A 20,380-nucleotide genomic window follows, 5' to 3' on the forward strand; every position below is an offset into this window, starting at 1 on the left:
AGGTCAGATGTTCATGAGGACGTCGAGCATCTCACGGGCGGCCGTGAGAACGCGGGCGTTGGCCTGGTAGGCCGTCTGCAGCTCGATCAGTTGGGCAAGTTCCGTGTCAACGTCCACTTCGCGGCTCTTCTCGTAGCGTTCCTGCAGGTTGTTGGTGACGATGTCCTGCCCCTCCTTCACGGCGGCGGCGTTTTCGGCCTGCGCGCCCTGCGTGGAGATGATCTGCTTCAGGAATTGCTGAACCGTTCCCGTGTAGGGCGCGGTGGACGAGCCGATGCCGATCTCCGGCGAGAAGGTGAGCGTGGTTGCGGTCAGCGCGTCGAGGATTGCCCGCGGGCGGGTGTTGTCGCTGACCGGGTTGGTGGTGGAGTAGTTGACCAGGTGGGCCGGATCCGCCTTCACCGTGGCGTTGACCATCATGCGCTGGGCGAACCCGCGCTTCTGATCGTTGCCGTCCACGAGGCCGGTAAAGGGATTGGAGCCCGTCGCCGCGTCGATGAAGAGGTTGAACGCCGGATCGCCCGCCTGCAGGCCGGCGGAGGAGACCGACGCGGTGAGTGCGGTCACCTGCGCGCCGCCGCCGGTCTCGATCCGCAAGAGCTGCCCGGACGGGTTCGACGCGGTCTGCGCGCCGCCGAGCACCGCGTTGATCTGGGTGACGATGTCCCCGATCGCGCCGGAGCTGATGTCGATGGCGTGTACGGTGTCGTTCGGGTCGGACGTGTAGTCGTTGCCCGGCGACGTCGCGCTCTTGGTGGCGACGAAGGTGAGCTTCTGCGCGCTCGCCCCGGTGCCCACGGTCAGCGAGATCGTGTTGCCTTCGCGCAGACCCGTCAGGTCCACGTCGAAGCCGTCGACGCCGGCGGGCTTGGTGCCCTTGTCGACGCGGTTGGACACGCCGAGCGTGATCGCCGCAGCGAGTTCGTCGAGCTGCGCCTGCGCCTCGACCAGCGTCTCGTCGCGCAGCGCCTTGTAGGCCGCGATGCCGCCGGTGCGGAACGCGCCTTCAGCGAAGAGGTCGACGCCGTTGGCGCCGAGGCCGGAGATGGTGACGGTGCCGAGCGAGCGCGTGGCGTCGTCGTCCGTCCACTCCGAGCCCGGTCCGACGGTGCCGCGGGTGTCGAAGGCCAGCGTGGCGACGGTGTCGTCGTAGAGCAGCGTGCCCGACGACGTGTAGATCGCCACGGCGCCGAACTTCTGCTCCTCGACGCGCACGTCCATCAGCTTGGAGAGCTCGTCGATCGCCTTGTCGCGCTCGTCGAGCGCGCCGGCCGCGGTCTGGCCGCCCGCCTGGTAGGTGACCACCTGCGCATCCAGCTTGGCGATGCGTTCCAGGAGCGTGTTGGCCTTGGTGACCATGTCGCCGATGGAGGTCTCCGCCTCCTGGCGCAGTTGCTGGATGTCGTCGGAGAGGCTGCGGATCCTGAGCGAGATCGTCTCGGCCGCCGATACCGCCTCCAGCCGCTTGGTGCGGTCCTCCGGCGCGTTGGCGAGCGCTTCGAGCTTGGACTTGAAATTGTTGAAGACGTTGTCGAGGGAACTGGGATCGGTTGGCCCGCCGAACATGGAATCGAGCCGCTCCAGGGCATCCGCCATGACGGTGGCGTACTCCTGGCTCGCCGCGCTGGTGCGCCACTGCCGCTGCACGTAGACGTCGATCTCGCGCGTGATCGTATCGGTCGCAACGCCGACGGTCCGCTCCGCGATGTAGCGGGCGGAGTTGGTGACCGACTGCCGGCTGTAGCCGACCGAGCCGGAGTTGGCGATGTTGTTCGACGCGACCTCGAGGCCCGTCTGGGTGGCCTTGAGCCCCGTGAGCGAGATGTTGAGCGCGGTACTGATACCCATGACGCGGGATCCCGGTGGATCGCGGGCGCCGGATGATCCGGCGCCCGGTCAGTGTCCGTCAGCGGATGATGTTGAGGACGTCGTTCATCATGCTGTCGGCGGTGGTGATGACGCGCGAGTTGGCCGAGAAGGCCTGCTGCGTGACGATTAGCTTGGTGAACTCCTCGGAGATGTCGACGTTGGACGCCTCCAGCGCCGAGCCCTGGATCTCGCCCGTGGACGAGGTGACCGGAGGACCGGATTCCCGGGTTTCCATGTAGGCCCCGCCGTCCTGCGGCCGCAGCCACGACTCGCCGGCGAAGGACTTCAGCGGGATCTCGTAGATGTCGAGCGTCTTGCCGTTGGAGTAGTTGGCGGTGATGCGGCCGCCGGTGGAGATCGACACGTCGACGAAGTTGCCGGTCGGCACGCCGTCCTGCGTCAGCTGGCGAACGCGGGCGCTGCCGTTCTGGTCGTAGGTCTGCGTGATGCCGGTGGTGCCGTGGTCGAGCGTGATCGTGCCGAGGTTGGTGCCGCCCGCGGTGAAGTTGGCGATCGAGATGCTGCCGGTGGCAGGCGCCGTCATCGCGCCGGAGCTGTCGAAGGTGTAGGCCTGTCCGGTGTCGAGCCAGATCGGATCGGTGCCGGAGGCATTCTCGTCGGTCTGGTAGAACAGCCGCCAGGTATCCTCCACCGGGACGGTGGAGTCGGCCTTCACGGTCTTCGCCCAGCGCAGCTGCACCGGGATCGGCGTGCCCATCGGGTCGTAGACCGTCACCGTGCCGCCGGAGATCGAGTTCTCCTTGAAGTCGTCGAGCTCGGCGGATGTGACGGACGTCACCGGCGTCGACCACAGCTCGGAGCCGGCAATGGTGCTGTCGGCGTTCACCGTCTTCGGGTAGTTCGGCAGGTTCAGCTTGTAGTCGATGCGGGTGGTCGGCGCGGCCGGGTAGACGTCGTTCTTGATCTTGATGACGCCAGGCTTGTCGCCGACCGCGTTGCCGGTCGAGCTGTCCACTTCGAGGCCGGAGAGGTAGTAGCCGGCGCCGTTGACGAGATAGCCTTCCTGGTCGAGCTTGAAATCGCCGCGGCGGCTGTACATCGTCGTCGGCGAAAACACCGCCTCGCCGTCGATCTCGCCGGTCTTCTTCTGGACGACGAAGAAGCCGTTGCCCTGCACCGCCATGAAGGTCTTGGTCTGCGAGGCCTCCACCGAGCCCTGCAGGCCGATCGTGGAGCGCGAGGAGGCGAGCACGTTGCCGGCCGCCATCTGCTCCACCTTGGAGGTGCCGCTCTGGATCAGGTCCTGGAAGCTGGTGTCCGTGCGCTTGAAGGCCGTGGTCTGCGAGTTCGCGATATTGCCGGAGATGTTCTCCAGCGCGAACGACTGGGCTGTCAGTCCGCTGACGGACTTGTTCATGGCTGAAAGGATGCCCACGGCATTTTCTCCTGGAATAGAGCCGCTCGATGACCGGGTTCCCGGACGGGAACGTCGGTCTTCATCGGCAAGCCGCGTGCCAGCATCGTCTGTGCAAAAAGTTGAGCGAAATCAGTCGGATGTCCCGGGTTGTTCGTTGATGAATGATGAACATCCCGGCAAGAACCGGTTTCCGCCCGGCAGCTTTTGCCTCCTGTCCCCGGCAAGAGGAGCCTGAAGGGGCGACCTTCGCCCGCCTTGTCGCCGCCGGATGCGCCCCCTACCCTCGAATGGACGCTGAGGAGAGACCATGCGCTTTGAGGGAACCGCCGACTATGTCGCCACGCCGGATCTGACGATCGCGGTCAACGCCGCCGTCACACTGGAGCGGCCGCTGCTGGTGAAGGGGGAGCCGGGCACCGGCAAGACCGTGCTCGCCCGCGAGGTGGCCGAGGCGCTGGGCGCGCCCTTGATCGAATGGCATGTCAAGTCCACCACCAAGGCGGCCCAGGGGCTCTACGAATACGACGCCGTCTCCCGCCTGCGGGACAGCCAACTGGGCGACCCGCGCGTCGCCGACATCGCCCACTACATCCGCAAGGGCAAGCTCTGGGAGGCCTTCGAGGCCGACGTGCGCCCGGTGCTGCTGATCGACGAGATCGACAAAGCCGACATCGAGTTCCCCAACGACCTGCTGCTCGAACTCGACCGGATGGAGTTCTTCGTCTACGAGACCGGCGAGACGATCCGGGCCCGACGCCGGCCGGTGGTGATCATCACCTCCAACAACGAGAAGGAGCTTCCGGACGCCTTCCTGCGCCGGTGCTTCTTCCACTACATCCGCTTCCCCGACCGGGAGACGATGGAGGCCATCGTCGAGGTGCACTACCCCGGCCTGAAGAAGCGCCTGTTGTCGGAGGCGCTGACGGTGTTCTTCGAGATCCGCGAGGTCCAGGGCCTGAAGAAGCGGCCGTCCACCTCCGAACTCCTCGACTGGATCAAGCTGCTGGTCAACGAGGACATCGACCCGGAGGTGCTGCGCGCCAAGGATGCCCGGTCGGCAATCCCGCCGCTTCACGGCGCCCTCCTGAAGAACGAGCAGGACGTCCACCTGTTCGAGCGCCTGGCCTTCATGGCGCGGCGCGAAGGGCGCTGAACATGGCCGCCATCCGCCCCGCCCGCGCCGTCGACCTCCAGGCGATCGAGGCGATCGTGCGTGAGGCCTACGCGATCTACGTGCCGCGGATCGGCAAGGAGCCGGCGCCGATGAAGGCCGACTACGCCGGCCTCGTCGAAACCGGCCGCGCCGCGGTGCTGGAGGACGAGAGCGGCGTCGCCGGGGTTGTCACCTTCTGGGAGAAGGCCGACCACATGTACCTCGACGCCGTCGCGGTCGCCGAAAGCGCCCGCGGCAAGGGCTATGGAAAGGCGCTGATCGAGCATGTTGAGGCGGCGGCGCGGGCGGCAGGCCTGCCGGAGGTGCGGCTCTACACCAACGCCCGGATGACCGAGAACGTGGCGATGTATCCCCGCCTCGGCTACCGCGAGACCCACCGCGCCCATGACGAGGGCTACGACCGGGTGTTCTACGTCAAGGCCGTCTGAGTCAGACCCGCGCGGGTCCTACTCCTCGACCTTCGCGCCCTTCCCCATCACGCCGCTCATCACGTCGCCGACGCCAGGGCGCGGCTGGGCGAGGAAGGGCAGCGGGCGGCAGACGTCGATGGCGGCGAGACCGATGCGGGCGGTGAGGAGGCCGTTGATGACCCCCTCGCCGAGCCGAGCGGATAGGCGTGCGGCGACGCCATGCCCGACGATCTGCTGGATCAGGCTGTCGCCGACGGCCATGCCACCGGTGACGGCGAGGTGACCGATCACCTGCCGGGTGAGCGACAGGAAGCCGAAGAAGCCCGGACGCCCCCCATAGAGGTCGGCGAGCTTGCGGATCAGGCCGAGCACCGCCACGAGCACGAAGAGCACGTCGACCACCGCGCGCGGCGATACGGCGGTGACGACGGAGACCCGCTTCGCGGCGTCGGCGACCAGTGTACGGGCCGCGGCGTCGAGCGGGCGCATCAGTTCGTGCTCGGTGAGGACCAGCAGGTCGCGCCCGTCGATCACCTCCCGCAGATGCCCCGCGAGTGCGCGCCGGCCGCGGGCGGTATCGGCCCGGTCTCGGTAGAGCGTGACGAGTTCCTTGGAGACGGCGAGCGCCTCGTCCGGTTCGTCCTTGGCGGCGGCGAGCACCGCCCGCTCGCGCAGGACGTCGATCCGGCGGACGCGGGCGACGCCGACGACCTCCCGGACGATGATGGCGACGGCCGCGACCAGAGCGAGGACGGCGAGCACCAGGCCGGTCCAGCCGAGCCAGTCGTTGCGGGCGAACAGGTCGCGCACAAGCGCGTCGATCGAGAGACCAACCCCGAGCGAGACGAGGCCGCCGAGCGCGGTCCAGAAGATCCGCCCCAGCGGCAGGCCACGCCGGCGCGGCACGACGGGAAGTGGCGCGTCCGGCTCCAGCTCTGGCTCCGGCGTGACCACGATGCGGGCGCCGGCGGGCGTTGCCTCGCCCTCGCGGACGATGGCGACGCCCTCCTCGTTCACCTCGAAGGCGACCGGCTTGCGGGGGGCGCGGGTCATGCGAGGCGGTCTCCGATCAGGAAGTCGAGCGCGCGGTCGAGCCGGATGTGCGGAAGCGACAGCGTGACGCCCTCCGCCGTCGTCTCCAGCCGGGGCGGCCGGAAGCGGAGGAAGCGCATGTCTGGAATGAGCGTCTCGGTGGCCGCGGGCGAGCGGGCGTCCACCGGCGCGCCTTCCGGCATGGCGCGCTGCACGGCCTCGAACAGCACGTCCGGGTTCTCCGGCAGGTCGCCCGGAAAGAGGGTGATCGTCTCGCCGCCGTGGTAGGTCCGACCGTCGATGGTCTCGCCGGCCTGCGGCGTGCCCTGGATGCTTGGCAGGTCCTCGCCGTCGACCCGCATCATCGCCTCGCGCGTGGCGCGGACGGCGGCGATGGCGCGGACGTCAACGGTGGCGCCGGCAAAAGAGGCGCGAGCGATGGCCTTGTCGAGCAGGCGCTTCAGGATCGCCTCCAGCCGGTCGTGGCTGGTCTGGTGCAGGTGGTCGGCCTTGGTGGCGGCGAACAGGATCCGGTCGATCCGGCGGGTCAGCACCGAGGAGAGCCAGGACGACCGGCCGGGCCGGAAGGAGCCGAGGATCTCCGCGAGCGCGACTTCAAGGTCGGTGACGGCCGCCGGACCGGCGTTGAGCGCGGCGAGCACGTCGACGAGCACCACCTGCCGGTCGAGCCGGGCGAAGTGGGTGCGGAAGAACGGCCGCACGACGATGTCCTTGTAGGCGTCGAACCGCCGCTCCATCAGCTCCCAGAGGCTGCCGCGCGGAGCGGATCCCTCAGCTGGGATGGCGAGCGGGGCGAAGGTGAGCGCGGGCGAGCCGGCGAGGTCGCCCGGCATCAGGAAGCGGCCGGGCGGCACCATGGAGAGCGCGTGCCCGTCCGCACGGGCGGCGGCGAGATAGGCGGTGAACAGGCGGTGCGCCTCCTCCGCGCGCTCGTCGTCGGCGGGTGCGGCGGGGTCGAGCCGGTCGAGGTGCGCAAGCCATTCCCCGGCGATCGCGGCGCGGCCCGGCATCCGCGCCCGCTCGATGGCTTCAAGGCTCCAGGCGCGGAAGTCCTTGGCGAGCAGCGGCAGGTCGAGCAGCCACTCGCCGGGGTAGTCGACGATGTCGAGGTTGAGCCGTCCGCGCCCGAGGGTGCGGGAGAAAAAGCTCGCGCTCTCGTAGGCGATGGTGAGCCGCATCTCCGAGATCATGCGGGTGGATTCCGGCCAGACCCGCGCGTCGACCAGCTTCTTGACGTGGCCACGGTAGTCGAAGGTGGGTACGTCGTCGTGCAGCTGCGGCCGAAGCTCGGCGCTTTCCAGCCGGCGCGCCCGCCACGGCTCGAACAGCGGCAGCCGGCCGCCGTGGATGAGATTGTGGACGAGCGCGGTGATGAACACCGTCTTGCCGGCCCGGGCGAGCCCCGTGACGCCGAGCCGGAGCGACGGCGATCCGAGGCTGGTGGCGAACTCGGCCGCGTTCTCCAGCGCGATCCGCGCCTCGTCGGTCAGGGAAGTCAGTCTCAAGGGGGTCTCGCGTCGCCGGTGGGTCTTTCCCCATGTAGGAACGAATGGCGGGGAACGCAAAACGCTTTCCCGCGCCGCCGTCAGTCGTCGCCGTCGCCCGGGCCAGCTTCGCCCACCAGTTCCAGCTCGCGCGGGCGGAAGAAGGCGATGATCCGGCCGCTGCCGGGTTTTAGATCCGCCCAGTCGTCGGTGGGCAGGTCGATCACCGCCAGGCCCGCGGTCGGGAACTTCTCGCGGATCTGCTCGATGAACTCCGGGTTGCCGTGGCCGATCACGGCAAGCGCGGTGTCTTGGATCGACGGGTTGTGCCCGACCAGCAGCAGCGAACGCGCGGTGCCGCCGTGCTTGCGCAGGATCGGGACGTAGGTGCCCTCCGACGCGGTGTAGATCGACCGCATCACGTCGATGGACATGTCGCCGGGGAAATGCGGCAGGAGGCCCGCCAGGGTTTCCCGCGTGCGGCGGGCGCTGGAGCAGAGGATCTTCTCCGGCACCAGCGCATGGTCGACCATGTGCCGCCCCATCAGCGGCGCCGACGCGCGGCCGCGGATGTTGAGCGGCCGGTCGAAGTCGGGAACGCCCGAGCCGTCCCAGGACGACTTGGCGTGGCGGAGGAGGAAAAGGCGCGCCATGGGATACTCGAGCGATGGAGACCGGGAATCGGACGGGAGGACGATCATACTCCCGTCCGCCGCGGATGGGATGACGCGGCTGCTCCCGCCGCGCGCCCGTGCTAGCCTGGATCCGACACGATAAGCCCGGGCGACCGATGTTCCTGACCTTTTTCACCGATCTCCGGACCGCCGGCGTCCCCGTGACGTTGCGCGAATACCTGGACCTGATGGGCGCCATGGAAGCCGACCTCGCCGAGCGGCGGGTGGAGGACTTCTACCACCTCGCCCGCACCGTGCTGGTCAAGGACGAGGCGCACATCGACCGCTTCGACCGGGTTTTCGTCCGCCTGTTCAAGGGCCTGGACCTCATGTCGGACGCCGTCGACGTGGCGACGCTGCCGACGGACTGGCTGATGAAGCTCGCCGAGAAGCACCTGACCGAGGAGGAGAAGCGGCGGGTGGAGGCGCTCGGTGGCTTCGACAAGCTGATGGAGACGCTGAAACAGCGCCTCGCCGAGCAGAAGGGCCGTCACCAGGGCGGGTCGAAATGGATCGGCACGGCGGGCACTTCGCCGTTCGGCGCCTATGGCTACAACCCGGAAGGCGTTCGCATCGGGCAGGACGAGAGCCGCCACCGCCGCGCCGTCAAGGTGTGGGACCGCCGCGAGTTCAAGGACCTCGACGACACCGTGGAGATCGGCACGCGGCAGATGAAGGTGGCGCTGAAGCGCCTGCGCCGCTTCGCCCGGCACGGCGCACCGGAGGAGCTTGACCTCTCCTCCACCATCGACGCCACCGCCCGCCAGGGCTGGCTCGACGTCAAGCTCCGCCCCGAGCGCCGCAACGCCATCCGCCTGGTGCTCTTCCTCGACATCGGCGGCTCGATGGACGACCACGTCCGGATCACCAGCGAGCTGTTCTCGGCGGTGAAGAGCGAGTTCAAGTCGCTCCACCACTACTATTTCCACAACTGCCTCTATGAGGGCGTCTGGCAGGCCAACGCCCGCCGCCACGGCGAACGCATCCCCACCGCGGAACTGTTGCGCACCTTCCCTCAGGACACCCGAGTCGTCTTCGTCGGCGACGCCGCCATGAGCCCCTACGAGATCACCCACGCCGGCGGCTCGGTGGAGCACTGGAACGAGGAGCCCGGCGCCGTCTGGCTCGCCCGCGCCGTCGCCGCCTGGCCCAAGCTCGCCTGGATCAACCCGGTGGACGAGCGCCAGTGGGACTTCACCCACTCCACCCGCATCCTGCGGGCGATCGTCGGCGAGCGCATGTACCCGCTGACGCTGGAAGGGCTGGAGCGGGCGACGCGGGCGCTGGGACGGTGAGTTCTTCGGCCGTTCCTGCTCGAAATCGCTACGCCTCCCCTCCCCAGCCCCCGCTCCCGCCTGCTAGCATCGCTCCACCCGGACCGGCTGAGTCCGGCAATGGAGAATCGCCCGTGTCATGGTGCATGACGAGACCCTAGCTCCCCGACTGACCAATCCCCAGGATGCCATCCGCTGGCTGCGCGACCGGCGCATCGACGAGGTGGAGTGCATCGTTCCCGACATGAACGGGATCATGCGCGGCAAGATCGTCCCGCGCGAGGACTTCATCGGCATCATCGGCGCCGGCGTCCGGCTTCCCGAATTCGTCTTCTTCCAGGCCGTGACCGGCGACAGCGCCGACGACAGCGAGGTGGTGAATCCGCTCGACCGCGATGTGCGCTGCGTGCCCGACCTGACCACGCTGCGTCTGGTGCCCTGGTACGAGGAGCCGACGGCGCAGGTGATCTGCGACTGCTTCTTCGCCGACGGCCGTCCCGTGGACTTCGCCCCGCGCTCGGTGCTGCGCCGGGTGGTGGAGCTCTACGAAGCCAAGGGCCTGCGCCCCGTGGTGGCACCGGAGCTGGAGTTTTACCTGACCGCCAACAACCTCGATCCGGACCTGCCGATCGAGGTGCCGATCGGCCTCTCCGGCCGCAAGGAGAGCGGGCGCCAGGCCTACGGCATCGAGCACGCCAACGAGTTCGATCACGTCGTCAACCTGATGTACGACTACTGCGAGGCCTCCCGCATCGAGATCGCGACCATGGCGCACGAGGCCGGGCCGGCGCAGTTGGAGATGAACTTCCGCCACGGCGACCCGATCGAGCGGGCGGACCAGACTTTCCTCTTCAAGCGCACCGCCCGCCTCGCCGCCCGCCGCCACAACATGGTGGCGACCTTCATGGCCATGCCGCACCAGGACATGCCCGGCAGCGCTACCCACATCCACCAGTCGATCGTGGAGATCGACGGCGGCCGCAACATCTTCGCCAACCCGGACGGCAGCGACGCCCCGGCGCTCCTCCACTACATCGGCGGCCTGCAGCGCTACGTGCCGAAGGCGATGAGCCTGTTCTGCCCCAACGTGAACAGCTACCGTCGCATCCGCCTGGAAAGCGACGCGCCGATCAACGTGCACTGGGGCCGCGACAACCGCACCTGCGGCCTCCGGGTGCCGGACAGCGACGCCAAGTCTCGCCGGGTGGAAAACCGGGTGATCGGCGCCGACAGCAACCCCTACATCGCCATGGCCGCCACCCTCGCCTGCGGTTATCTCGGGCTTGTCGAGCAGGTCGATCCGGAGCCCGTGGTCGAGATCGACGCCCATACCCTCGGCGTCTCCCTGCCCTCCCACCTGTCCGACGCCCTGGCCGACCTGTCCTCGTGCGGCCCGCTGAAAGACGTCCTCGGCCCGCGCTTCGTGGAAGCCTACATCGACGTGAAACGGCTGGAGTGGCGCCTCTACAACCGCGTCATCTCGAGCTGGGAGCGGGAGTACCTGCTGCTGAACGTGTGAGGCCCGAGTGTCCTTGCGGAGGCGGGCCACGACGGCGGAAAAGGCGAGGAGATAGAAGGGGGTGCGCGGGAGCGGGTGCGGTGAGAGGGCCGAAATCGGGCGCGGTTAACTTACCGATCTGCATCCTTCAGCCGTCATGGTCCGCGAAGGCGGACCACCCACGAATTCGAGTGGCGGGACGTTGCCTGTGGGCGCGTGGGTCGACGGGCAAAAATGCGTGGGTGGTCCGCCTTCGCGGACCATGACGATGTGGGACGTCGGTGGTCCGCCTTCGCGGACCATGACGATGTGGGAGGAGGGAAGGAGGGAGGAGAAGGGGATCGGACCGGCTTCCCCCCGCTCGGACCATGACAACGGTAAAGGAGAGCAGAGAGGCGCGACGGGCTTGTGGCGGGGTGTGATTGCGCGCCGCACACTCCACTTCCCGATCCCCACCCGCCTCTGTTGGTTCTTGCCCTAGGCAGGAACCCAGCTACCCTCTCACACCACCCCGAGCTTCTTCTGCAGGTTGGTGGAACTGGTCGTGTACTGGAAGATGATGCGTTCGCCGGGGGCGACGATGCGCTTGGCGGCTTGGGCCATCAGGGCGCCCTCGTGGAAGCCGGAGAGGATCAGCTTCAGCTTGCCGGGATACCAGTTGATGTCGCCGATGGCGAAGATGCCGGCTTCGCTGGTCTCGAACTTCTCGGTGTCGACCGGTACGAGGTTCTCGTGGAGGTTCAGGCCCCAGTTGGCGATCGGGCCGAGCTTCATCGTCAGCCCGAAGAAGGGCAGCAGGCGCGTCGCCGGGATGGTGGTCAGGGAGTTGTCGGAGAGCTTGACGGTGGCGGCCGACAGCTTGCCGTCTGCGCCTTCCAGGCCCGTGACCTGGCCGATCACGAGGTCCATCGCGCCTTCGGCCACAAGCTTGCGCATCTGCTCCACGGAATGCGGCGCGGCACGGAAGTCGTCGCGGCGGTGGATGAGCGTGACCCGCTTGGCGATCGGCTGCAGGTTGAGGGTCCAGTCGAGCGCGCTGTCGCCGCCACCGACGATCACGATCTCCTCGCCGCGGAAGGCTTCCATCTTGCGGACCGCGTAGAAGACGGACGTGCCCTCGTAGGCTTCGATGCCCGGCACCGGCGGACGCTTCGGTTGGAACGAGCCGCCGCCGGCAGCGATGACCACCACCTTGGCGATGAAGGCCTGCTCGGCGTCCGTCGTCAGCTGGACGCGGCCGTCGTCGAGCCGGGTCAGGCTTTCAACCTGCTGCGACAGGTGGAAGGTGGGATGGAACGGCTTGATCTGCTCCATCAGGTTCTCGACGAGGCCCTGCCCCGTCACGATCGGAAAGCCTGGAATGTCGTAGATCGGCTTTTCCGGATAGAGCTCCGTGCACTGCCCGCCGGGCCGGTCCAGGATGTCGATCACATGCGCTTTGAGATCCAGAAGTCCGAGTTCGAACACGGCGAACAGCCCGACGGGGCCGGCGCCGACGATCACGACATCGGTTTCGATGGGGGCGGTCATGGATCCTCGCGGCGGTTGAATGCTCGGGCAGGTCACTAAACCATCTGACAAGCGGGTAAAAGAAAGACTTTTCTCGCATACGCCGCTGGCGTGGAACGAAGTTGCTGACCGTCGTCTACGCCGCGCGCGATCCCCACCGCGGAAGTGCCGCTTCGTCGGGTCGTCGGACCCGGCGCGCGAAGCACGACCCGCCGTCGGGGGTGCCGGCGGCGGGCATTCAGGCGTCTGGCAAAGCGTGGGTGGATCAGGCCTGGCGCTCAGGGATCCGGACGACGAGACCGTCGTACTCCGGCTTCACCTTGAGCTGGCAGCTGAGCCGCGACGTGGGCCGCACGTCGTAGGCGAAGTCGAGCATGTCCTCTTCCATCGGCTCCGGCGAGCCGGTGACGGCGGTCCAGGCATCATCGACATAGACGTGGCAGGTGGCGCAGGCGCAGGCGCCGCCGCATTCGGCTTCGATGCCGGGGACCATATGCTTGACCGCGTTCTCCATGACCGTGGAGCCGAGCGGGGCCTCCACCTCGTAGGGGGTACCGTCGAACGCGATGTAGGTGATCTTGGGCATCCGGACTGCCTCGGCAACAGGGGGTTTTCGCTGGGAAAGGGGCATAGCCGTTGCAGCGGCCACGTCAAGCAAAACCGCCGTGAAAGGCCGTTCTCCGGCCTGCCCGTGTCGAAGTAAGGCGGCCGTGGAGGCTCAGACGACCGTGCGGATGAAGCCGTTGGCGCGCTCCACCGCCGCCTGGACATCGGCGATCAGCCCATCCCCCGAGGCCGGATCCTGCCGCGTGGCGGATTCCAGGGCTTCGGCTGCCTTGGCGACTTCCCACGCGCCGATGCCGCGGGCGGAACCGACGATCACATGGGCGAGCCCTGCCCGGTCGGCCCCAGGCTCGGCGAGCTTGGCGAGCGTGCGGACCGATTGCTTGAGGAAGAGGTGCAGCACCTCCCGCTCCAGATCCCGATTCCCCATCGTCTGCTTGGCGAGATGGGCAAGGTCGACCGGTCTGGAATCGGCGGTCGCCTGGGCCCGAACGGAGACGGACATGAATACCTACTCCTATGAAAATACAGGCTCTTTGAATCGGTCCGAAACGAAGGGCCAGCATGCGGCCACAAGCGTTTCAGTTCGCTGAACGGACCGTCCCGCGGGCCGATCCGGACACCGCCCGCCGGAGATTCTCCGGATATGGTTAACCGCCGTTAAGGCGCGCTGTTCCACCCGCAGCGGCAGCGCGCTGGAGACCCCGCCTGCAGCGGACCGCACGATCCCCGGTCGACTCGCGATCCGGCGTGCAGGGCATTCGCTGAAAATGAAAAACAAATAAAAAGCAGGAACTTGGAGCCTGTCGGACGGTTGCTCCGAGAGCCGCCGGACGCCTCGTCGCCCCTCGCTCCGGACCCTTTGCGGAGGATAGCAGAGCATCCGACGGGGGTGGATGGCCGGCACCGGCAAAACCCGTATGCGACCGCGGATCATCGTTGCGGAGGGTTAAAGGGATGTTAACAAGGACGCTCGGAAACGGCGCCTTTCTTGTTCGAGGGCACCCGTTGTGCCATTACATCGAGACGGTGGAAGCTGTCCGAACCTTGTCCCCGGAAGACCTTACGTCCGGGGGATGAAGTTCAGGGCGAGCCCCGCCCATCCGCATCGAGCGCCAGGGCCATGGCGCGAAGGGCGGATCGATCCGAAGGCACGTTCCGGCTTCGGGAGAAGCGGCCGGTCTGTAGTTGAGTACGGACGCGAGAGGACCAGGGGTCATGGCAAAAAGCACCAAGGTGACGGATCCGGCCGAAGCGGCCCTTTCGGCAGTCGAGGAGGCGCTGAAGATCGATTTCGGCACCACCGAGACCGACAAGGCTACGATGGACAAGGACCTGTTCGGCGAGATCGTCCAGGAGGCGCTGCAGGAGCAGCCCGCCGGATCGCGCCGCGACGCGTCCGAGACCGCGGCGGAGCCCGATGCGGTCCGCCCGGCGCTTGGCCGCCCCCGCCCCGCCGCCAACGACGACCGGCGCTCGGTCGCCAACGTGCTCTACCACATCCAGCGCCGGCCCTCTCCCGCACCGTTCTGGATCGCCCTGCTCGCCTCGCTCGCCTGGATCGCGGGCGGCGTCTGGCTGGCCAACGAGATCCTCGCCCCGGTCGCCGGCACGGCGACCACTGCCGACCTGCTGCGCCGTCCCGAGACGCTGCTGATCGGCCTCGCCGTCATCCTCCCCGTTCTCTTCTTCTGGGCGATCTCGGTGATGGTCTGGCGGGCGCAGGACATGCGTATCGCCGCCCGTTCGCTGGCCGAGGTGGCCGTCCGCCTCGCCGAGCCGGAGACCGTCGCCAAGGAGAACGTCGTCACCGTCGGCCAGGCGATCCGCCGCGAAGTCGCCGCCATGGGTGACGGCGTGGAGCGCGCCCTCGCCCGCGCCAGCGAGTTGGAGGTTCTGGTCCACAACGAGGTCGCCGCGCTGGAGCGCTCCTATTCGGAGAACGAGATCCGCGTCCGCAGCCTGATCGAGGAACTGATCACGCAGCGCGAGGCCGTCGTCACCAACGCCGAGCGCGTCCGCGCCTCCATCGCCGGCGCCCATCAGGGCCTCGCCGAGGAGATCCGCACCGCCGGCGATCTGATCACCACCCGCCTGGAGAACACGGCGCGGGAGCTGACCCGCTCGATCAGCGAGAAAGCCGGCGAGCTGACCTCCTCCTTCGACGACGCCGGCCGCACCATGGTCACCGTCGTCACCGAGCGCGGCCAGGAGTTCGCCAGCCGCCTGGAATACGCCGGGCGCGAGATCTCCACCCGCCTGGAGAACGAGACCGTCGGCTTCACCGAACGCTTCGCCGCCACCGGCAACACCGTTGGCGACCAGCTGGCCGCCCGCGGGCTGGAGATCATCACCGCCCTCGGCCGCGAGAGCGAGTCGATCAACACCCGCCTTGCCGAGACCGGCTCCGCCGTGACCGCCACCCTCGTCGCCCGTGCCGACGAGCTGAACACCACGCTGAGCGTGGAAGGCCAGCGCCTCGCCAGCACCGTCGGCGAGCAGGCGGCCGCTCTGGGCTCCACTCTGGCCGCCCACACCGAGCGGCTGGAAACGACGCTCGCCCACCGGTCCGAGGAACTCGGCGGCATCCTGGCCCACCGCTCCGAGGAGATCGGCGGCATGCTGGCCGATCGCTCGGCCGAACTCGGCGGAGCCCTCGCCAGCCGCACCGGCGAGCTGGAGCGCATCCTCGCCGACCGCTCCAACGCCATTGTCGTCGCCCTCGACGACCGCACAAACTTCCTGGAATCCACTCTCGCCGACCGCTCGCGCGTGCTGGAGACCACCCTCGCCCAGCGCTCCGACGCCCTCGAGGCGGCGCTGGCCGAACGCTCCAACGTGCTGGAAACGACGCTCGTCCAGCAGGCCCGCAACCTGGAGACCACGCTCGACCAGCAGACCCAGGCGCTCGACGCCACCCTGCAGCGCACCGTCGTCGACATCGGATCCACCATGGAGGCCCGCGCCGCCGAGGCGAGCGAGACCCTGGCCCGCACCGGCCGCGGCTTCGCCGACGAGTTCGCTGCCCGCGCCGGCGAGATCAACGATACGGTCACCCGCGCCGGCACCGATGTGGCGGAGGCCATCACCGCCCGCATGGACGAGATCGCCGGCAACCTGCGTTCGACGGGCGAGTCCGTGATCGTCGACCTCGCGATCCGTGGCGGCGAGATCACCGAACGCCTCGACGAGACCGGCAACCGCATCACCGGCGAGATCGCCAACCGCGGCACCGAGCTGGTCAACCGCCTCGCCCGCACTGGCGAGGACATCCGCACGGTCATCACCGTCAACGGCACCGAGTTGGCCGACCGTCTGTCGGAGACCGGCGGCGAGGTGGCCCGTGTTATCGACGACCGCACCGCACGCATCCGCGGCCTGATCGACCACGCGACCGCCGCCGTGGAGACCACCCTCTCCGGCACCGGCGAGGACTTCTCCGGCCGCCTGTCAATGATCGGCGCCGAGATCGCCCGCACCATCAACGCCCGCGGCGACCAGATCGCCGAGACGGTCGCCGTCGCCGGCAACCGGATCACCACCGTGCTCGACGAGCGCGCCGAGGGTCTTTCCGTGGCGCTCGACGGCCGCGTCCAGGCGCTGGACGACATCGTCAACGGCCGCGGTTCGCAGCTGGTCGACAGCCTGATCACCCGCACCTCGGACCTGGACCGCACGCTGGACGCGCGCGCCCGCCAGATCACCGAGACGCTGATGGCCCGCACCCGCGATCTCGCGCAGACCTTCACCGCCGGCCAGAACGAGGCGGTGACCGCCCTCGAGCAGCGCGTCGAGGCCGTCTCCGGCACCCTGGTGCGCAAGACGGACGAGATCGCCGACCAGCTCGCCGGCCGCCTCGGCGACGTTAACGCCCTGCTCTCTTCCAAGGTCCTGGAGGTCGCCGACACCTTCGACACCCGCACCGAGACGCTGCAGCAGAGCCTCAACGGCCGCATCGCCGAGATCATCGACGCGCTCCGCACCCAGTCGGAATCCGCCCAGGCCTCGCTCACCCGCACCGTCGTCCAGGCGGCCGAGCTCACCGCCCGCCTCGACAACACCAGCAACGGCATGGCGCGCATCCTGGAAGACCGCGCCAACGTCATCCGCGACCTCGTCGAGGAGGTCACCGCCTCCATGGAGGCCTCCCTGCAGGGCTCCAAGACGCAGTTCGCCGAACGTCTCGCCAGCATCGGCGGCGAGATCACGGCCGCGCTGGCCGCCCGCACCGAACGTCTCGCCGAAACGATCACCACCGTCGGCTCGCGCCTCGGCGATCTGCTCGATGACCGCGGCGACGCCCTCAGCGCCAGCTTTGAAGCCCGCATCCGCAGCCTGGACGAGATCGTCAACGGCCGCGCCGCGGCGCTGGTCGAGACCCTGGTCGACCGCACCGGCTCGCTCGACGGCACGCTCGCCGACCGCATCCAGTCCTTCGAGACGGCCCTCGCCGCCCGCACCGCCGCCCTCCAGGGCGCCGTGGCCGCCGGCACCGAGAGCATCGAGAACACCCTGTCCGGCCGCACCGGAGACATCTCCGCGGCGCTGGACGAGCGTCTCGGACGCCTCGTCGACCTGCTGGAAGGCCGCACCGAAGTCTTCGTTTCGGCCATCGACGAGCGTACCGGAAAGATCACCGCCGCCATCGACGAGCGTACCGGGACGATCACGGCCGCCATCGACGAGCGCACCGGCACCCTGGTGTCCGGCCTCGACGAACGCTCCAACGGCCTCGCCGCAGCGCTGGCGAACGAAGTGGAGGCCTTCGACGCCCGCGTCGGCGGCCGCCTGGAGACGGCGACCACCAGCCTGTCGACCCGCTCCGACGCGCTGACCCAGGCCTTGGACGAACGCGCCCTGCGCATCGACCAGGTGCTCGACACCCGCGCCCGCCAGATCACCGAGACGCTGGCCGCCCGCACCCGCGACCTCGCGCAGACCTTCAACGCCGGCCAGACCGACATCGTCGACGCCATGCAGGGCCGTCTGGAAACCGTCGCCAAGGCGCTTCAGGCCCGCACGGACGAGTTTGCCGAGACGCTGGCCGACAAGGTCTCGGAGATCAACATCTCGCTCGGAAGCCGCGTGTTCGAAGTGGCCGAGACGCTGGACAGCCGCACCGCGACGCTGCAGCAGGAGCTGACCGAGCGCCTGCAGGCGATCTCCGGCGCTCTCACCAGCGAAGCCGAGGTCGCCCGCGAAAACCTCGCCCGGGCGATGATCGAGGCGGCCCACGTGCTGGAGCGCGAAACCGACCGCGCCCGCATCAGCGTCACCGACCAGCTGGAAGCGGTCGCGATCCGCATCGTCGACGAGAGCACCAAGGCACGCGATATCCTGGCGAGCTCGGTGGACGAGGTCACCGACCGCCTGTCCGGCGAGAGCGCCCGCGTTCGCTCCAACCTGCTCGGCTCCGTGCAGGAGATCTCCACCCGCCTCACCGGCGAGACGGAGCGCTCCACCGAGGCCCTCAACCTGGCCATCGGCGGCGCTGCGACCCGGCTCGCTTCGCTGGCCGAGGCAATCGAGGGCCTGCTCGCCGGCCGCCTGGAGACGGTCACCGGCAGCCTGGACGAGCGCACCCGCGCCCTCGCCGACCTCCTGCGCGAGCGCATGACCGAGTTCGACGCCCTGTTCGACGGCCAGGGCACCCAGATCGTCGACAGCATGAAGGCCGGCACCGACCGCTTCGCGCTGGTGATCGACGAGCAGGGACGCGATGCCGCCGCCCGCGTTCGCGCCGCCGGCGAGACCGTGCTTTCCACGCTCGACGCCAGCAGCGCCGAGATCGGCACCCGCATCGACGAGATCAGCCTGGGCGCCGCCCGGTCCTTCTCCGAGGCGACGCGCCTGATGCTCGACACGCTGGAGCGCCAGGGCCGCGACCTCGTCGCCGCCCTCGACGGCACCAACGAACTGATCCGCTCCGACATGTCGTCGGTGCTCACCCAGCTGGGCGTCGCCAACGACCACCTGCGCTCGCTGCTCGACAACACCGGCGAAAACCTCGCCCGCATGGAGCGCTCGCTGTCCGAGCAGACTGCCGACCTGCGCGAGACGATCGATCGCGTGGCCGCTGCCGCCGGCACCTCCAGCCGCGAGATCAACGAGACCGTCTTCGGCATCCGCGAACTCTCCGACCGGGTGCTGGGCGAGATCGGCCTGATCTCCGGCCGCTTCACCGAGCACGCCAGCGCGCTGCTCGCGGCGGCGGAAAGCCTGGAGACGCACAGCCGCGGCTTCGAGGGCAGCATCGAGGAACGCAGCGCCGCCATCGAGCGCCTGGTCGGCGAGATCGCCGAGAAGAGCGCCGCGGTGGACAAGTCGACCGCCGGCTTCGCGAGCCTGATGCAGGGCACGCTGGCCGCCGCCGAGAAGCGCCTGCGCGACGTCGGCATGGCGCTGACCCGCAACGCCGAGACCGCCACCGCCTCCGTCGCCGACCAGCTCCGCACGCTGGGCAGCGCCGCCGAGACCGAGGGCGAACGCACCCGGGAAGCCGTCCGCGCCATTCGCGAACAGCTGATCGGCGAGATCAACAGCTCGATCGGATCGGCCGTCGACCAGTTCGCCGGCGCGACCGACGAGATGCGCAAGGCCGCCCGTGCCGTTGGCCGGGAACTGGAGCAGATCCGCGCCGACCTCTCCCGCGGCGTGCTCGACCTGCCGCACGAGACGAGCCAGCAGGCCAACGCCATGCGCCGCGTGGTGAGCGAGCAGATCGCCGCGCTCAACGAGCTGTCGCAGATCGTCGCCCGGCAGGCCGCCAACACGGACGTCGCCCGCCCTGTCCAGCAGCGCGCCGCGGCTTCGGCCCCCGCTGCCGTGCTCGAAGCGCCCCGCCCGGCGCCGACGGCCCGCGCCCCGGAGCGACAGGCACCGGCCCCTGCCCCCGAGCGCCCGGCGCCGCAGCCGGAGGCTCTCGCGGCCGGCAACGGCGGTGAACCGCGCCGTCCCGCCGAGCCCCGCCCGGCCGACGCGCCGCGCGAGCGCGGCTGGATCGCCGACCTCCTGCGCCGCGTGCAGGACGAGGGCGACACTGCCGCGCCGGCGGGCAACCGCCCCGCGGATCCCTCGCGCAACCCCGGACACACCATCGAGAGCCTGAATTCGCTCTCCGTGGACATCGCCCGGGCGATCGACCACGACGCCTTCGTGGACCTGTGGAACCGCTACCGCCGCGGCGAGACGAATGTCTTCACCCGCCGGCTCTACAACCTGCAGGGCCAGCAGACCTTCGACGAGATCCGTCGCAAGTACCAGCGCGACCAGGAGTTCCGCATCGCGGTGGACCGCTACATCGAGCACTTCCGCGCCCTCTACGACGACGCGGTGCGCAAGGATCCCGACGGCTCGCTGGCGCAGAACTACCTCAACTCCGACACCGGCAAGGTCTACACCATGCTGGCCCACGCCAGCGGCAAGCTCGGCTGAGGACGGCGTTGACGAACAAGCAAAAAGGGCGCCTCGCGGGGCGCCCTTTTTCGTTGTGG

Annotated in this window: 13 protein-coding genes; 5 read left to right on the top strand and 8 right to left on the bottom strand. The window is 68.9% G+C overall.

The genetic code is table 11. The annotated features are described in order from the left end of the window. Nucleotides 1-3: 3 nt before the first annotated feature. Together flgK and HZ321_RS10825 are read right to left on the bottom strand one after the other, a co-directional pair. Complete coding sequence (gene flgK / locus HZ321_RS10820; protein WP_181702313.1) at nt 4-1,848, bottom strand: flagellar hook-associated protein FlgK; 1,845 nt, start codon at nt 1,846-1,848, stop codon at nt 4-6. 58 nt (nt 1,849-1,906) lie between these two features. Then, on the bottom strand, nt 1,907-3,265 hold the full coding sequence (locus tag HZ321_RS10825; protein ID WP_181702314.1) for a flagellar hook-basal body complex protein: 1,359 nt from the start codon (nt 3,263-3,265) through the stop codon (nt 1,907-1,909). 289 nt (nt 3,266-3,554) lie between these two features. On the opposite strand from HZ321_RS10825, the gene HZ321_RS10830 reads away from it, so the two are divergent. Beyond that, nucleotides 3,555-4,400: an AAA family ATPase gene (locus HZ321_RS10830; protein WP_181702315.1), complete on the top strand. Its 846-nt coding sequence runs from the start codon at nt 3,555-3,557 to the stop codon at nt 4,398-4,400. Between the two features lie 2 nt (nt 4,401-4,402). Then, a complete protein-coding gene (locus HZ321_RS10835; RefSeq protein ID WP_181702316.1) occupies nt 4,403-4,849 on the top strand; it encodes a GNAT family N-acetyltransferase in 447 nt (148 codons plus the stop codon). Nucleotides 4,850-4,867: 18 nt separating this feature from the next. Here the strand turns inward: HZ321_RS10835 and HZ321_RS10840 are convergent, their stop codons facing one another. The 3 genes from HZ321_RS10840 to HZ321_RS10850 all read right to left on the bottom strand — a co-directional run bounded on the left by HZ321_RS10840 (nt 4,868) and on the right by HZ321_RS10850 (nt 8,021). Continuing rightward, on the bottom strand, nt 4,868-5,884 hold the full coding sequence (locus tag HZ321_RS10840; protein ID WP_181702317.1) for a YcjF family protein: 1,017 nt from the start codon (nt 5,882-5,884) through the stop codon (nt 4,868-4,870). Further along, nucleotides 5,881-7,389, bottom strand: coding sequence for a YcjX family GTP-binding protein (locus HZ321_RS10845; RefSeq protein WP_181702318.1), 1,509 nt, complete (start codon nt 7,387-7,389; stop codon nt 5,881-5,883). Before HZ321_RS10845 ends, HZ321_RS10840 begins: the two co-directional genes overlap by 4 nt. An 80-nt stretch (nt 7,390-7,469) precedes the next feature. Next, the gene (locus HZ321_RS10850; protein ID WP_181702319.1) at nt 7,470-8,021 is read right to left on the bottom strand and encodes a SixA phosphatase family protein; all 552 of its coding nucleotides are present in this window, start codon (nt 8,019-8,021) and stop codon (nt 7,470-7,472) included. Between the two features lie 137 nt (nt 8,022-8,158). On the opposite strand from HZ321_RS10850, the gene HZ321_RS10855 reads away from it, so the two are divergent. Further along, the gene (locus HZ321_RS10855) at nt 8,159-9,337 is read left to right on the top strand and encodes a vWA domain-containing protein (protein WP_181702320.1); all 1,179 of its coding nucleotides are present in this window, start codon (nt 8,159-8,161) and stop codon (nt 9,335-9,337) included. A 118-nt stretch (nt 9,338-9,455) separates the two neighbouring features. After that, nucleotides 9,456-10,835, top strand: a complete 1,380-nt coding sequence (locus tag HZ321_RS10860) for a glutamine synthetase family protein (RefSeq protein WP_181702321.1) — start codon at nt 9,456-9,458, stop codon at nt 10,833-10,835. A 480-nt stretch (nt 10,836-11,315) separates the two neighbouring features. Here the strand turns inward: HZ321_RS10860 and HZ321_RS10865 are convergent, their stop codons facing one another. The 3 genes from HZ321_RS10865 to HZ321_RS10875 form a co-directional block, all read right to left on the bottom strand. Next, entirely contained in the window at nt 11,316-12,344 is a 1,029-nt protein-coding gene (locus HZ321_RS10865; protein WP_181702322.1) for an NAD(P)/FAD-dependent oxidoreductase, read from the bottom strand. Nucleotides 12,345-12,588: 244 nt separating this feature from the next. Next, nucleotides 12,589-12,909 (bottom strand): 2Fe-2S iron-sulfur cluster-binding protein, encoded by a 321-nt coding sequence (locus HZ321_RS10870; RefSeq protein ID WP_181702324.1) that lies wholly within the window; start codon nt 12,907-12,909, stop codon nt 12,589-12,591. Nucleotides 12,910-13,041: 132 nt separating this feature from the next. Continuing rightward, nucleotides 13,042-13,392: an Hpt domain-containing protein gene (locus tag HZ321_RS10875; protein WP_181702325.1), complete on the bottom strand. Its 351-nt coding sequence runs from the start codon at nt 13,390-13,392 to the stop codon at nt 13,042-13,044. 713 nt (nt 13,393-14,105) lie between these two features. On the opposite strand from HZ321_RS10875, the gene HZ321_RS10880 reads away from it, so the two are divergent. Continuing rightward, entirely contained in the window at nt 14,106-20,321 is a 6,216-nt protein-coding gene (locus HZ321_RS10880; protein ID WP_181702327.1) for an apolipoprotein A-IV repeat region-like domain-containing protein, read from the top strand. Nucleotides 20,322-20,380 lie beyond the last annotated feature (59 nt).

The organism is Chthonobacter albigriseus (genome assembly GCF_013839445.1).
GTDB classification, from domain to species: Bacteria; Pseudomonadota; Alphaproteobacteria; order Rhizobiales; family Pleomorphomonadaceae; genus Chthonobacter; species Chthonobacter albigriseus.

Excerpts from the sequence above, each read along its gene's own strand:
- HZ321_RS10880 (WP_181702327.1), top strand. The coding sequence starts at position 14,106 with ATGGCAAAAAGCACCAAGGTGACGGATCCGGCCGAAGCGGCCCTTTCG.
- HZ321_RS10875 (WP_181702325.1), bottom strand. The coding sequence starts at position 13,392 with ATGTCCGTCTCCGTTCGGGCCCAGGCGACCGCCGATTCCAGACCGGTC.
- flgK (WP_181702313.1), bottom strand. The coding sequence starts at position 1,848 with ATGGGTATCAGTACCGCGCTCAACATCTCGCTCACGGGGCTCAAGGCC.
- HZ321_RS10860 (WP_181702321.1), top strand. The coding sequence starts at position 9,456 with ATGGTGCATGACGAGACCCTAGCTCCCCGACTGACCAATCCCCAGGAT.
- HZ321_RS10830 (WP_181702315.1), top strand. The coding sequence starts at position 3,555 with ATGCGCTTTGAGGGAACCGCCGACTATGTCGCCACGCCGGATCTGACG.
- HZ321_RS10850 (WP_181702319.1), bottom strand. The coding sequence starts at position 8,021 with ATGGCGCGCCTTTTCCTCCTCCGCCACGCCAAGTCGTCCTGGGACGGC.
- HZ321_RS10870 (WP_181702324.1), bottom strand. The coding sequence starts at position 12,909 with ATGCCCAAGATCACCTACATCGCGTTCGACGGTACCCCCTACGAGGTG.
- HZ321_RS10865 (WP_181702322.1), bottom strand. The coding sequence starts at position 12,344 with ATGACCGCCCCCATCGAAACCGATGTCGTGATCGTCGGCGCCGGCCCC.
- HZ321_RS10840 (WP_181702317.1), bottom strand. The coding sequence starts at position 5,884 with ATGACCCGCGCCCCCCGCAAGCCGGTCGCCTTCGAGGTGAACGAGGAG.
- HZ321_RS10855 (WP_181702320.1), top strand. The coding sequence starts at position 8,159 with ATGTTCCTGACCTTTTTCACCGATCTCCGGACCGCCGGCGTCCCCGTG.
- HZ321_RS10835 (WP_181702316.1), top strand. The coding sequence starts at position 4,403 with ATGGCCGCCATCCGCCCCGCCCGCGCCGTCGACCTCCAGGCGATCGAG.